Source organism: Prevotella sp. kh1p2, from assembly GCF_900111525.1.
Lineage (GTDB): Bacteria > Bacteroidota > Bacteroidia > Bacteroidales > Bacteroidaceae > Prevotella.
This window is the reverse complement of the sequence record NZ_FOHY01000012.1, coordinates 58,198-72,893: the sequence shown is the minus strand read 5'-3', so window position 1 is coordinate 72,893 and position 14,696 is coordinate 58,198. Positions and strand designations below refer to the sequence as shown.

Here is a 14,696-nt window from a genome sequence, read left to right as displayed (position 1 = left end):
CAATATTTTCTCCCGTTTAAGCCGCTATGCACATGGCAAAGTTTAGGGAACCTCAACTTTATTGATTATTTTGCTGACTATTTCTTCCGAAGTTACATTACTTGCCTCTGCCTCGTACGAAAGGCCAATGCGGTGGCGGAGCACATCATGTGCAACAGCCCGGACATCCTCAGGCACCACATAACCACGATGCTTGATGAAAGCGAAGGCACGGGCAGCTTTAGCCAGATTGATACTTGCACGCGGACTACCGCCAAAGGTTATCAAATCCTTCAGCTCTGCCATTCCGTAACGGTCCGGATAGCGGCTGGCAAAAACAATATCAGCAATATATTGCTCTATCTTTTCGTCTATATATACTTGGCTCACCACCTCGCGGGCTTTGAGTATTTCCTCTGCGGTGGTAACCGGAGTTACAACCGGCAGTTCGCCCTGTAAGTTCTCTCTGATGATGAGTTTCTCCTCTTCGATGGTAGGATAGCCTATGACAACTTTCAGCATAAAGCGATCCACCTGAGCTTCAGGAAGCTGGTATGTACCCTCCTGCTCTATCGGGTTCTGTGTTGCCATAACCAGGAACGGGTTAGGTAACTTGAAAGTATTCTCACCGATTGTTACCTGGTGTTCCTGCATAGCTTCCAAAAGAGCGCTCTGAACTTTTGCCGGAGCACGGTTTATCTCATCCGCCAACACGAAGTTTGCAAACACCGGGCCTTTCTTTACCTGAAAGTTCTCTTCTTTCTGGCTGTAAATCATGGTGCCTATCACATCGGCAGGCAGCAAATCCGGAGTAAACTGGATGCGGCTATAATCTGCAGCAATGAGTTGCGCCAAGGTTTTTATAGCCAATGTCTTGGCCAGTCCGGGAACTCCTTCCAGCAGGATGTGTCCATCGCTCAACAGCGAAATGAGTAACGAGTCTACTAAATGTTTCTGTCCGACAATGACGCGATCCATTCCACTCACAAGATTGCTGATGAACGCGCTCTGTTGTTCTATCCGGATGTTTAATTCGCGGATATCAATAGCTTCTGCCATAATTATTTATTCAGTTTATGTTCTATTTTGACGCAAAAGTACAACAATTAGGAGAGAGAGGCGAAAGATAGTATCTAAATTATATTAAAACAGCTCCCTATTTCCTATAATTTAAGAAACTTTTTGTTTGCTTTAAAAGATGTGACATTCAAGTTTGCTACTACAGACTGCTGGGCATGAGCATCAGCCAAACACATAGCAAAAACCATCTAAACATCTTTACAAAGTTGCCGTTGTATCAGAAAGTTTAAAAAGAGCCATAAACATGGAAAGGCCGACTCTGCAGCCGGCCTTTCACTATTTTTCAGATTGCATTTTCAATACATCCCTCTCAGTTCAGGTTCAGGCTCTCTTTAATTGCAGCTATTTTCAGCGCGCCTTCCTTGTCACAACGGTCATAGCATCCGGCGCACTTCATCTGGCCCTTAACCTCAAGATAGAACTTTATTTTAGGCTCCGTACCCGATGGGCGGACACTTACTTTTGTACCATCAGAGCAGAACCACTGAAGCACATTGCTGGTTGCAGGCATGTCTATTTTAGTCACATTGCCCGAGGCGTCCTTTTGTTCCAAGGTACTGAAGTCCTTCCACAGACAGATTTCAGAACCACCCAGTTCCTTCGGAGGATTATTGCGGAAGTTTGCCATCATCTGCTGAATTTCTTCTGCACCCGTCTTGCCCGGTCTTACAACATTGATGGTAAACTCTTTCGAGAAACCGTACTCAAGATAAATGTCCATCAAAACTTCGTATAAGGTCTTGCCTTGGTCTTTTGCCCACGCACAGATTTCGGCCAACAGCGACATGGCCGAAACGGCATCCTTGTCACGAACAAAGTCTTCGGCCAGGAATCCGTAGCTCTCCTCGCCGCCGCCTATATACTGCTGTTTGCCTTCAGACAAAAGAATTTCGCGGGCAATCCATTTAAAACCGGTGTAGCAGTCACGCATCTCGATGCCTGCCTTATCAGCAACTTTCTTTATGACTTCCGTTGTAACAATCGTCTTTACAATGAAGTCGGTGGGCTTGAGCAAGCCTTTAGCCTTGCGGTTGGTAATGATGTAATACAAGAACAGCAAACAGGTCTGGTTGCCATTGATGAGTACCCACTCGCCCTTGTCGTTCTTGCATGCCATGCCCACACGGTCTGCATCAGGGTCAGAGGCCATCACGATATCCGCATCCAGTTCTTTGGCATCGCATATGGCCAAAGCCAGCGCCTCGCCGTTCTCCGGGTTGGGACTCTTAACCGTCGGGAAATTGCCGTCCTTGACCATTTGCTCCTTCACGCAGTGCACATTGTCAAATCCCCACAGTTTGAGCGAGCGCGGAATTAGCGTCATGCCGGTTCCGTGGAGGGGTGTATAGACAATCTTCAGGTCGTGCTGCTTCCTGATAACCTCGGGGTCAATGCTGAGCGTGTGAATTTGATCAAGATATAATTTGTCAATGTCCTCGCCTATTATCTGGATAAGTTCTTCATTGGGCTCGAATTTAACATCCTCTATTTTCACCTTGTTCACCTCATCAATGATGCCCGTATCGTGTGGGGCAAGAACCTGGGCACCATCCTCCCAATAGGCTTTGTAGCCATTGTACTCTTTTGGGTTGTGGCTGGCAGTTACGTTTACACCAGCTTGACAATGCAAGTGCCGGATGGCAAACGAGCACTCCGGCGTTGGGCGCATGTCGTCAAACAGATAGGTCTTGATGCCGTTTGCAGAGAATATGTTGGCAACGGTCTCGGCAAAGAGCCGGGAATTATTGCGGCAATCGTGGCAAACCACCACGGCGATATCCTCTTTATCTTTGAAATTCTTTTTCAGATAGTTGGCAAAGCCTTGGGTAGCCATACCTACAACATAGATGTTCATGCGGTTGGTACCGGCGCCCATTATGCCCCGCAGGCCTCCGGTTCCGAACTCCAAACTCCGATAGAAAGACTCTATCAAGTCTGTCTTGTCTTCTTTATCCAGCATTTCCTGTACGGCTTTGCGTGTTTCTTCGTCAAAAGAAGGAGACAACCATTGTTTTGCCTTGGCCTCACATTGGGCAATGAGCTCTGATTTATTTTCCATACTATTAATTGTTTGTTTAAGTGATATATACCGCAAAGATAACAATAAAAATCGGTAATGGGTGCAGCTTTGGATATTTTTTTGTATTTTTGCACACCGTAAACAGCATATTCACCATTAAGCAATTTATTTGTCATCATGTATTTTACAGGCCTCATCATCGCCATTTCCACCTTTCTCATCATAGGCTTCTTCCATCCCATCGTCATCAAGACCGAGTACCGCTTCGGAACGCGCCCCTGGTGGCTGTTTCTTGCAGGTGGTATCATCTGCATTTGCGGTTCCGTTTGCATTGCCGACGAGATACTGTCCTCCCTCGTTGGTGTCATCGGAGCCAGTCTTCTGTGGTCTATCGGCGAACTTTTTGCCCAGAAGAAGCGGGTCGAGAAAGGCTGGTTTCCCATGAACCCAAAGCGCAAGAATGAGTATCAGCCCATAGACAAGGACGAAACCTTGTGCCCTCTGTCAAAGGGTAAGTCAATCTATGCGGCCAAAGATAACGAAGAATAGCTGCCTATGAAAACAGAGCTTATACTCATAGGCAAGACCCAGGACAGGCACTTGGACGCCGGAATATCCGACTATACGGAGCGTATCGGCCACTACATGCCTTTCGGCATCACGGTAATTCCCGAGCTCAAGAATACCAGAAACCTGTCGGAAGAACAACAGAAGGAAAAGGAAGGCGAACTGATACTGAAGCATCTGGCACCATCCGATACCGTTGTACTGCTTGATGAGCATGGTACCGAGTTCAGAAGTGTTGACTTTGCCGTATGGATACAGAAAAAACAGAACAGCTGCAAGCGCCTCGTTTTCGTTGTAGGAGGCCCCTACGGCTTCTCACCTTCCGTTTATGCCAGGGCCAATGAGAAAATCAGCCTCTCGAAGATGACATTCAGTCATCAACTGATCAGGCTCATCTTTACCGAACAGATTTACCGTGCCTGCACCATTATCAAGGGCGAACCTTACCACCACGAATAGTTAACTCCGCCATGGCAAAAGGACAGGAAACAAGCAATTGAGCCCATGCTGCAGCTTGTTACCTGCCCTCTCTTATTCATTCCTTAAACAGCCGCTGTGCAAACTGCAGCAGATACTGCCGCCAGTTGCACCACAAATGGCCGCGCGTGCTCTCGTGATACTCATACTTGAACCCCAATTTATCAAGCTGTTGCATGTATTCACGGTTGGCCTTATAGAGAAAGTCGTCTTTGCCAATAGATATCCAGTAAAGTTTATAGCCTACGGTTTGCAGTGTCTGCAGTTTCTGGTCCAGATTGTTATAGACCGGGTTAGCGGCATCGTCGGCACTGAAACGGATGCCCGCAGAGAACAACCCCATGTAATCGAACTTCTCCGGAAAGTTGGCCGAGATGTAGAGTGTGTGGAAACCGCCCATAGAGAGGCCTGCTACGGCACGATGTGCCTTGTCAGCCTTCACGCGGTAGGTACGTTCAATGAAGTTGATAATTTCGGGGAAAGCCATTTCATAGTCGCCGTTCTTGTAGTTGCCTTTTATCTGATTGGACATTACTGGGCGGAAGCGCAGGTTGTCTTTCGTTTCACCGGCTGCTGCCTGCACACCGAAGTTGCCATTGGGAATGACCACTATCATGGGTTCAGCTTTCTTCCGGGCTATCAGGTTGTCCATAATTCTGGCCGTCATGCCCAGGTCGAGCCAAGCCGTTTCGTCTCCCCCACTGCCATGAAGCAGGTAGAGCACGGGATAGCTGTGCCCTTCGGTCTGGTAGCCGGCCGGCAAATAGACGCTCATTCTGCGGTCGGTGCCCGCTTTGTCCGAATGATACCACTGCTGCAACACCGTGCCATGAGGAACGTCCTGCACTTGATAAAACTCTGCCGGATAGCCGTCAACGAAGAACATGCTGAAAATGGTTCCCACATCTCTTTTGGTAAAGGGGTTTGCAGGGTCCAATCCCGTTACGCCGTCGATGCTGAACCTGTAGGTGTACATCTCCGACGGCAGCACAGGAGTAGTGTACGTCCACACGCCGTCGGCACCTTTTACCATGTTGCCCTTACCGTCGTTGGCTTCCCAGTCGCCAATAACCATTACCTGCTGCGCCTTGGGAGCATTCAGCCTGAAAGTTACGCTGTTGTCGGAATTCACCTGTGGTGATACCAAGGTACCGTCCTTGAATCCTACGTTTTGCTGTGCCTGAACACCCAGCGCAAAGAGCAGCGCAGGCAGCAACAACATCATCCATTTTGTTTTCATTGCTTCAATATAATTTTAGTTTAGAGTCAGTTGGCAATCTGTTCTGCAGGGCATTTGCAACCTCTTGCAAAATACGCCCCGGTATATGCGCAAAGATAGCTTTTTTAGGTGAACTGACAAAGAAAAAGATGAAGAAACGGAACTTTTGACAAGTGTAGAATATATGTGTGACACATGTCGCACGATCGTGCGACATGTGTCGAAAGTTCCCGAAGCATAGCTTTTGGTATTATTCGGAGGGCAAAGAAGAACGGAAAAGGCAGTAAACAAAAAGAGGACAAGAGCTGTGCGCTCCTGCCCTCCTTTGCCTGAAGACACGGGGAAACTTAGATGATGCCCTGGGCCATCATTGCTTTTGCAACTTTCAGGAAGCCGGCTACGTTGGCACCTTTTACGTAGTTGATGTAGCCATCGGGCTCGGTGCCGTACTTTACGCAGTTGGCGTGTATGTCGTTCATGATATCATGCAGTTTTGCATCTACCTCTTCCCTGCTCCAACGCAGGCGCTCGGAGTTCTGGGTCATCTCAAGACCTGACACTGCCACGCCGCCGGCATTGCTTGCCTTGCCCGGACAGTAGAGTATCTTGGCATCCTGAAACACCTTTGTTGCTTCGGGGGTAGTAGGCATGTTGGCACCTTCGCTCACGGCTATCACGCCGTTGCTGACCAGTGCCTTGGCTGCTTCTTCGTTGATTTCGTTCTGGGTTGCACAGGGGGTTGCTATGTCTCCTTTCTCAAACCACGGCTTGGCACCCTCCACGTATTTAACGCCATACTTCTCGGCATATTCGCGTATGCGGCCGCGCTCAATGTTTTTGAGCTCCATGATGTAGGCAAGTTTCTCTGCGTCAATGCCGTCGGGGTCGTAGATATAGCCGTCAGAATCGGAGCAGGTCACCGGCTTTGCACCGAGCTGGATGAGTTTTTCTATTGTGTACTGGGCAACATTGCCGGCACCGGAAACGAGCACCGTTTTGCCTTTGAGGTCAATGTTGCGGGTCTTGAGCATGTTCTGCAGGAAGTAGATGTTGCCGTAACCTGTAGCTTCGGGGCGGATGCGCGAGCCTCCGAACTCCTGACCTTTGCCCGTCAGGATGCCGCTAAACTGGTGGGTCAGCTTCTTGTACATGCCGAACATGAAGCCTACTTCACGGCCACCCACGCCGATATCGCCGGCCGGAACGTCCTCATCGGGACCGATGTGGCGGTAGAGTTCTATCATAAAAGCCTGACAGAAGCGCATAACCTCGGCGTTCGACTTGCCTCGTGGCGAAAAGTCGGATCCACCCTTGGCGCCACCCATGGGCAGCGTAGTCAACGAGTTCTTGAATGTCTGCTCAAAAGCGAGGAACTTTAAAATAGACTGGTTCACTGATGCGTGGAACCGGATGCCGCCCTTGTAAGGACCAATGGCATTGTTGTGCTGGACGCGATAGCCCATGTTTGTCTGCACGTTACCCTTGTCATCAACCCAATTGACGCGGAACTGGATAATTCGCTCGGGGATGCACAAACGCTCGATAAGATTTGCTCTCTCAAATTCCGGATGCTTGTTGTACTCATCTTCGATAGTTCCTAACACCTGACTAACTGCCTGAATGTACTCAGGCTCATTGGGGAATCTGCGCTGGAGATTCTCTACAACGGTTGTTGCTTTCATAACTTCTTTTGCTTTTACGGTTGATTAAACTTTCTCTACGTTGCAAAGGTACATATAATTATCTAATTACAAAACAAAAAGTAGTTTTTATATCGTATTTGGTGTGATTTTGTTAGATAATCAGCATAAATATTAACGGATTAGTATATTTCTCGCGTTTTTGCTGTCTCAAAAGCATGGACGGCCGGAGAAGTGAAGCTGCTGGTTATGTATCAGTGGCAGAGAATGAGCTTCAGGGAGAACGAGACGGGAAATAAAAAAGGGAACCACCTGAAGATGATTCCCATTCGATAAGGTATATACCTTATTATATAAATGCGTCTCGTATTTATTCCGTGGCTTCATTGGTAACTGTGGTCTGACCTCCGGAATTATCATTCCGTTCGTTTCCCTTGCCATGCTGGCGCGAACGCCGTCGCCGGTTCTGACGATTGTCTTTGCGGCTGTTCCCTTGACCGGAATCTGCAGCTGTTCCGGCTTTTGCTTCCAGCGGTGCAGTGGTACCCTTGTTACTGCGGTTTCCGCTTGCTTTACGGTCATGTCCTTTTGCTCCATGCCCCTTGCCACCTCTGGCAGATTTGCCCGAAAAACGCTGCCCTCTCATCGGCTTGCTAAGCGACCTGTACTCGGGGCCGTCGCCAAGTTCTGCGGGAAGCGGCGTCTTGGTTATCGTTTTTTCCAGAAATCTCTCTATCTGCTGGAAGTAGAACATGTCATCCTCGTTCACAAAAGTAATGGCTGCACCGTCGCGGTCGGCACGTGCCGTGCGGCCTATACGGTGCACATAGTCCTCTACATCGTGGGGCACATCGTAGTTAATGACCACGGCAAGGTCGTCGATGTCAATGCCTCGGGCCAAAATATCAGTTGCAACCAGCACATCGAGCTTGCCGCTCTTGAACCTGAACATCATTTCGTCGCGCTCTGCCTGTGTCAGGTCAGAGTGCATCTCGCCACTGTTCACGCCCATCTTGCATAAAGCGCGGTTAATGTCTTTTACCTTGGTCTTCTTTCCGGAGAAAATGATGACGCGCTTCATGTCCTGATGCTTGAACAGTTCGCGCAGCACGCCCAGCTTTTGCGGCTCATAACAAACATAGGCACTCTGCTGTATCTTCTCTGCGGGCTTGCTGACTGCCAACTTTATTTCAACAGGATTGTGGAGCAAGGTCTTGGCAAGCTGCTCTATCTTTGCCGGCATGGTAGCCGAGAACATGATGGTCTGGCAGGTACTGGGCAAGTGTTTGGCTATGGCGAGAATATCTTCCGAGAAGCCCATGTCGAGCATGCGGTCGGCCTCATCCAGGATAAAGAACGAGACTTTGCTCATGTCTACATTGCCCAAACTCAAGTGAGAGATAAAACGACCGGGCGTTGCAATAATCACATCGGCACCCAAACGCAGTGACTTTATCTCCTGGTCATAGCGGTTACCGTCATTACCGCCGTACACGGCAACGCTGCTCACGCCCTGCAGATAATAGCCGAAGCCCTGCATGGCCTGGTCTATCTGCTGGGCAAGTTCGCGTGTGGGCGACATGATGATGCAGTTAATGGCATCTTTGGGATAGCCTCCGTCATCGAGTTTTGACAGGATGGGCAACAGGTATGCTGCCGTTTTACCGGTACCTGTCTGGGCAACTCCCAGCACATCGTTACCTTTCAGAATTTCCGGAATACACTGTTCCTGTACCGGAGTACATTCATCGAAGCGCATGTCGTACAACGCGTCCAGTACGTTATCATTTAAATCTAATTCATCAAAATACATAATTCAAAATTTATTTCCTCCTCACATTGTTTATAAAACTATCTTGGAGCCTTGCGGTAGCAGAAATACGCCACAATGGCAAAGATGATATTGGGAACCCACGCAGCCAATATTGGAGGGAAATTGGCCTGAATGGCGAAGCTGGAAGATATGGTTTGCAGCAGTATATAGGTGAAACTTAAAGCCAAACCTATGCCCAGGTACATGCCCATACCGCCTTTGCGTTTCTTGGAAGACAAGGATAAACCGATGATGGTAAGAATAAACGAGGCAAACGACGAAGCTATGCGCTTATGGTATTCAACCTGATACTGCACCACATTGCTGGAACCGCGGTTTACTTGTTTGGAGATATAATCGCGGAGTTCGGGACTTGTGAAAGTCTCCTGCTGGCCTTTGGAATACACAAGATCTGTAGGCTCTATCTGGATAACGGTATCTCTCTGGGCGCCGCTTGTAATGTGCTCGCGCAGTCCACGCATCTCCCTTATCTTCCAGTCGCGCAGAGTCCAGTGATACTTGCTGTCGGAGATGGTATCGTACTGAGCCTCCATGGCGGTCATGTGGCTCACCAGCTTCTTGTTTTCAAACTTATCCAGAAGAAAACCGTAACCTTTCTTCAGGTTGTTGTCATAATGCTGAATGTAGGCAATCACACCCTGGTCTACTTGGAGCTGCACGTTTTCGGCCGAAGTGTTCTTTTTGTTGTTTTTATACAGGGACTCGAAGTTCTGCCTGACTACGGTTCCATGCGGGATGACGTAAGCAGTCAGATAGAAAGAAAGCAGTGAAATGAGTACACAGGAGAACATGTAAGGCCGCATCAGCCTGTTAAACGAAATGCCGGTGGCCAGCATTGCAATTATCTCCGAATTGCCTGCGAGCTTTGAAGTAAAGAAGATAACGGCAATAAAGACGAACAAGGGGCTGAACAAGTTCGCGAAGTAAGGCACAAAGTTGGCGTAATAATCAAAAATGATGGCATGCACCGGCGCATGATACTGGGTGAATTTGGCAAGGTTCTCGTTGACATCGAAGACGATGGAGATGGAAATAATTAACGCAATGGAATAGATGTAGGTGCCAATAAACTTGCGGATGATGTACCAGTCAATAATCTGCAAATGGCGGAAAGGATTGAATTTCTGCATCCATCCCAGCTTTCCTTTCAGCCAGCGCAGCACATTGCGCAGCCCGGCTGTATGAAGATACAACCAGCCCATCATGCGGTGAAGCCAAACAGGATGTTGGCTCAACCACCTCAGTATCTTGTAACGTCGCGGATGACGTCGAAGTTGTTTGATGTTCATTGCTGCTTCTTGGATTTAGAAAACATTATATGCGCCGGCCAAGTTGATTGATGACAGAGGACTTCCATTGTACAAAATCGCCTTGCTCGATGTGCTGACGTGCATCTGTCACCAAACGGAGATAGAACGCCAGGTTATGGATACTTGCTATCTGCATGGCCAGCAGTTCCTGTGCCTTAAAAAGATGGTGAAGATAAGCCTTGGTATATACCTTGTCTGTCTCGCAACCTTCTTCGTCTATCGGACTGAAGTCCATCTCCCACTTCTTGTTTCGCATGTTCATCGTGCCGTTATAGGTGAACAGCATGGCATTGCGGCCGTTGCGCGTTGGCATCACACAGTCAAACATATCAACTCCTCGCTCAATGGCTTCCAATATGTTTTGCGGAGTACCTACTCCCATTAAATAACGTGGTTTGTCCTTGGGAAGAATCTCATTGACAACTTCTATCATCTCATACATCACCTCCGTAGGTTCACCAACGGCCAGTCCACCAATGGCATTGCCGTCAGCACCCTTGTCAGCTACGTGTTTTGCTGCTTCGCGCCTCAAGTCCTTGAACGTACATCCCTGTACTATCGGGAAAAGACTTTGATGATATCCATACAGCGGCTCGGTCTCCTCAAATCGTTGTATGCACCTGTCGAGCCATCTTTGAGTCATCTCCAAACTCTTTTTGGCGTATTGATAGTCGCTTTTGCCTGGCGGACACTCATCGAGCGCCATCATGATGTCAGCACCTATGATACGCTCGGTATCCATCACGTTTTCGGGAGTAAAGAAGTGTTTACTGCCATCTATATGTGAACGGAATTCGCATCCGGCCTCTGTCAGTTTCCTTATTCCGGTCAGTGAAAACACCTGGAAGCCACCGCTGTCGGTGAGAATAGGCCGATCCCATCCGTTGAAACGATGAAGCCCCCCAGCAGCCCGCAGAACTTCCAAACCCGGACGCAGGTAGAGATGATAGGTATTCCCAAGGATAATCTGCGCCTGAACCTGCTGCCGGAGTTCATTGAAATGAACCCCTTTCACAGAACCACACGTGCCAACAGGCATAAAGATGGGAGTCTTTATTTGCCCGTGGTCAGTAGTAATGAGCCCAGTGCGCGCATCAGAAGCCTTGTCCGTATGCTGTAACTCGAATGTCATTTCCTCTCGTCCTCAAGTTTAAATGCGATAGGATTGTCAACCAACTCTTCGGTAAGTGCGAAATCCCACACATCCTGCACATTCTCAACATAATGGAATGTTACGCCTTTGAGATAAATGGCAGGTATTTCCTCTATGTCCTTCCGATTGTCCTTGCACATCATAATATCGGTAATGCCCGCCCGCTTGGCTGCAAGGATTTTCTCCTTGATACCACCCACAGGGAGCACCTTGCCCCGGAGGGTTATTTCTCCGGTCATGGCAGTGTTCTTGCGAACCTTGCGCTGAGTGAGTGCCGAAGCAATAGACGTTGCTATGGTTATGCCGGCTGAAGGGCCGTCTTTGGGTGTTGCACCTTCGGGAACATGGATATGAATGTTGTACTGCTCAAATATTCTGCTGTCAACCTTTAGTTTCTCTGCATGAGCTTTCACGTATTCCAAAGCGATAACAGCACTTTCTTTCATTACATCACCCAAATTACCGGTGAGCGTCAGCTTCCCTCCGCGACCTTTACTCAATGAAGTTTCGATGAAAAGTATCTCACCGCCGACTACCGTCCACGCCAGCCCGGTTACAACACCGGCATAAGCATTGCCCTGATAGATATCCCTATAGAAAGGAGGCTTGCCGAGAAGGCTTTCCAACTCTTTGGGCGTAATGTTCGAATAGCTAAGTTCGCCATCCATAGCCTTATTGAAGGCCATCTTGCGTAACGCCTTGTTAATTTGTTTTTCCAGCTGACGAACACCGCTCTCACGGGTGTATGACTCTATTATCTTCTCTAAAGCCGGCTTTGTGAACTTGATTTTTGGCTCGTAGGTATCAAGTCCTGTGTTCTCAAGTTCGCGTGGAACAAGGTGGCGTCGGGCTATTTCGATTTTCTCCTCAGTGATGTATCCACTCAGTTCTATAATCTCCATGCGGTCAAGCAACGGCCGAGGAATTGTGTTCAAGTCGTTGGCCGTAGCAATGAACAGTACTTTGGAAAGATCGTAATCAACATCCAGATAATTGTCATGGAAAGCATTGTTCTGCTCCGGGTCAAGCACTTCAAGCAGTGCCGAAGCCGGATCACCATTCAACGTGTTCTGTGTTACCTTGTCTATTTCATCCAAAATGAACACTGGGTTTGATGAGCCGGCTTTCTGAACGCTCTTGATGATGCGGCCCGGCATGGCGCCAACGTAGGTGCGGCGATGGCCTCTGATTTCGGCTTCGTCATGTAATCCGCCCAGTGAAATGCGAACATACTGGCGTTTCATGGCAGCTGCAATACTCTTTCCCAGGCTGGTTTTGCCTACTCCCGGAGGTCCATAAAGGCAAATGATGGGCGATTTCAGGTCGCCACGTAGCTGCAGTACGGCCATGTACTCCAAGATACGCTCTTTTACTTTCTCCATTCCATAATGGTCATGGTCAAGTACAGCCTGCGCTCTTCTCAAGTCCAGATTGTCTTTTGTGTACTCTCCCCAAGGCAACCCGACAAGTGTCTGAAGATAAGTGAGCTGTACGCTGTATTCAGGACTTTGCGGGTTAAGCGTTTCCAGCTTATCCAGTTCTTTCCTGAAAGTCTTTTCTATCTCTTCCGGCCATTTCTTTTTCTTGGCCTCCTCCTCCAGTTCGTGGCGTTCCGGAGAGCCATCCCCGTCACCCAGTTCTTCCTTTATGTTCTTTATCTGTTGCTGGAGAAAGTATTCTTTCTGCTGTTCATCAATATCCTCTCGCGTCTTTGACCGAATGCTCTGCTTGAGATTGAGCAGCTGAATCTCACGATTGAGAACTCTCAACGTAACAAGAACACGCTCGTAGATTGTGTCTGCACGAAGCATCTTGATTTTGTCCAAGATATTGAAAGGCATGTTCGCACAAACGAAATCAATTGCAATGATGTCGTTCTGGATATTGCTCAACGCATATTGAGTTTCGTCCGGAATGTCTTCATTTTGCAAAATATATTCTACAGTCAGCTTGCGCAAATCGTCCACTGCAGTCTTGAATTCCTTATCTCCCGATTGTGGAAAATCCTCCGGGATAGATATCGTTGTAGCTTGCAAATAGGGTTTCTTACGCACCACGCTATCCATGAGGCAGCGTCCGAGCCCCTGAACGATGGCAGTAACGTTGTTGCCGGGTCCTGGCATTTCAAGAACTCTTACCAGTTTGGCATACACGCCTACCTCGTACAAGTCTTTCTTCACCGGCTCATCTATATCGGAATCTTTCTGGCAGAATACGGAAAAGATTGCATCATCTTCTTTCTGGAGCTTCTTGATTAAGCTCAAACTCGCTTCCCGTCCTATCAGAACAGGCGTAATGACGCCTGGAAAGAGCACCAGATTTCGTGTAGCGAGTACAGGAATACTTCCTTTTACATCCACATCGAACAGGTTTGAGATGTCACCATCATAATCGGCAATCATCTGTATGGCTGTATTTGATTTCTTATTCATTATTTCAATGCTTCTTCAGTTTTTAATGTGCAAAGATAACTATTTTAATCAAGATTTGCACATAACTAAATGAGAAAAAGGTAAAACAGACCTATAAAACTGCAAAAAGAATAAAATATTTTTCTGTATCAAGCGTTTTCAAGGCATGACGGGACAGAGTTTTACATTCAAGCAATTCCAAGTACACCAAGAAAAAAGCGGCATGAAAGTTGGCACTGACGGTGTACTGTTAGGTGTCTGGGCTAATGGCGGTAAGCAGATACTTGACATCGGCACCGGTACGGGCCTCATTGCGCTCTTTATGGCCCAACGGTTTGCCAACGCCAGGATTGATGGCATTGATATAGATGCAGACACATGTCTTCAAGCGCAGGAAAACATAGCAGCCTCGCCCTTTAAGGAACGCATTATAATTAAAAATATTTCACTTCAAGATTACGCATTTCCGGCTCTTGAAGAGCCGGCCACAAAAGCGAACTATTACGATGCGATTGTCTCCAATCCACCGTTTTTTGTCAACAGCTTGCATAATCCTGATCACAAGAGAAACGTGGCACGACATGCAGATTTCCTGCCGTTCAGAGACTTGTTGAGAGGCGTCAAAGAACTGCTTTCTGCCGATGGAGAATTCAGTGTCATTATTCCTGCAGAAGAACTTGATAGTTTTCTTTCAGAAAGCTGTATATCTGGGCTTTTTGAATACAGACGATGCAGTATTAAAACGACGCCAAGAAAAGCTGTAAAAAGAATCCTCCTATCGTTCCGGAGAAGTTCTACAGAAAGTCCGGAACAAGAAACGCACACTCTGCTGAATGCCGACGGCTCCCGGTCGGAATGGTACCGGAACCTGACAAAGGATTTCTATCTAACATGAACCCTGCAATATCTGGCGCGTTTTCCTTCTTCTGTAGCTTTGCATTAACTGCTCATCACAAATGGCAGTGTTACAATATCTTATCACAACTATTACCTTTCGCGCTTCCCG

Annotated in this window: 11 protein-coding genes; 3 read left to right on the top strand and 8 right to left on the bottom strand. The window is 47.9% G+C overall.

Annotated features, from left to right (window positions below; genetic code table 11):
• Window positions 1–42: 42 nt before the first annotated feature.
• Together BMW31_RS08470 and BMW31_RS08465 are read right to left on the bottom strand one after the other, a co-directional pair.
• Complete coding sequence (locus BMW31_RS08470; RefSeq protein WP_091824049.1) at window positions 43–1,038, bottom strand: AAA family ATPase; 996 nt, start codon at window positions 1,036–1,038, stop codon at window positions 43–45.
• A gap of 331 nt (window positions 1,039–1,369) precedes the next feature.
• Window positions 1,370–3,118, bottom strand: coding sequence for a phospho-sugar mutase (locus BMW31_RS08465; protein WP_091824046.1), 1,749 nt, complete (start codon window positions 3,116–3,118; stop codon window positions 1,370–1,372).
• 138 nt (window positions 3,119–3,256) lie between these two features.
• On the opposite strand from BMW31_RS08465, the gene BMW31_RS08460 reads away from it, so the two are divergent.
• A complete protein-coding gene (locus BMW31_RS08460; protein ID WP_091824043.1) occupies window positions 3,257–3,628 on the top strand; it encodes a DUF4491 family protein in 372 nt (123 codons plus the stop codon).
• 6 nt (window positions 3,629–3,634) lie between these two features.
• A complete protein-coding gene (gene rlmH / locus BMW31_RS08455) occupies window positions 3,635–4,105 on the top strand; it encodes a 23S rRNA (pseudouridine(1915)-N(3))-methyltransferase RlmH (protein ID WP_091824040.1) in 471 nt (156 codons plus the stop codon).
• A 76-nt stretch (window positions 4,106–4,181) separates the two neighbouring features.
• Here rlmH and BMW31_RS08450 read toward each other — a convergent pair whose 3' ends face one another.
• The 6 genes from BMW31_RS08450 to lon form a co-directional block, all read right to left on the bottom strand.
• Complete coding sequence (locus BMW31_RS08450) at window positions 4,182–5,363, bottom strand: esterase (protein WP_091824037.1); 1,182 nt, start codon at window positions 5,361–5,363, stop codon at window positions 4,182–4,184.
• Window positions 5,364–5,689: 326 nt separating this feature from the next.
• The gene (locus BMW31_RS08445) at window positions 5,690–7,024 is read right to left on the bottom strand and encodes an NADP-specific glutamate dehydrogenase (RefSeq protein WP_091824034.1); all 1,335 of its coding nucleotides are present in this window, start codon (window positions 7,022–7,024) and stop codon (window positions 5,690–5,692) included.
• A gap of 328 nt (window positions 7,025–7,352) precedes the next feature.
• Window positions 7,353–8,795 (bottom strand): DEAD/DEAH box helicase, encoded by a 1,443-nt coding sequence (locus BMW31_RS08440; RefSeq protein WP_255404911.1) that lies wholly within the window; start codon window positions 8,793–8,795, stop codon window positions 7,353–7,355.
• Window positions 8,796–8,833: 38 nt separating this feature from the next.
• A complete protein-coding gene (locus tag BMW31_RS08435) occupies window positions 8,834–10,105 on the bottom strand; it encodes an LptF/LptG family permease (RefSeq protein ID WP_091824029.1) in 1,272 nt (423 codons plus the stop codon).
• A 25-nt stretch (window positions 10,106–10,130) separates the two neighbouring features.
• The gene (tgt, locus tag BMW31_RS08430; protein ID WP_091824025.1) at window positions 10,131–11,258 is read right to left on the bottom strand and encodes a tRNA guanosine(34) transglycosylase Tgt; all 1,128 of its coding nucleotides are present in this window, start codon (window positions 11,256–11,258) and stop codon (window positions 10,131–10,133) included.
• Window positions 11,255–13,711: an endopeptidase La gene (gene lon / locus BMW31_RS08425; protein WP_091824022.1), complete on the bottom strand. Its 2,457-nt coding sequence runs from the start codon at window positions 13,709–13,711 to the stop codon at window positions 11,255–11,257. Before lon ends, tgt begins: the two co-directional genes overlap by 4 nt.
• Before the next feature lie 145 nt (window positions 13,712–13,856).
• On the opposite strand from lon, the gene BMW31_RS08420 reads away from it, so the two are divergent.
• Window positions 13,857–14,585, top strand: a complete 729-nt coding sequence (locus BMW31_RS08420) for a tRNA1(Val) (adenine(37)-N6)-methyltransferase (RefSeq protein ID WP_091824019.1) — start codon at window positions 13,857–13,859, stop codon at window positions 14,583–14,585.
• Window positions 14,586–14,696 lie beyond the last annotated feature (111 nt).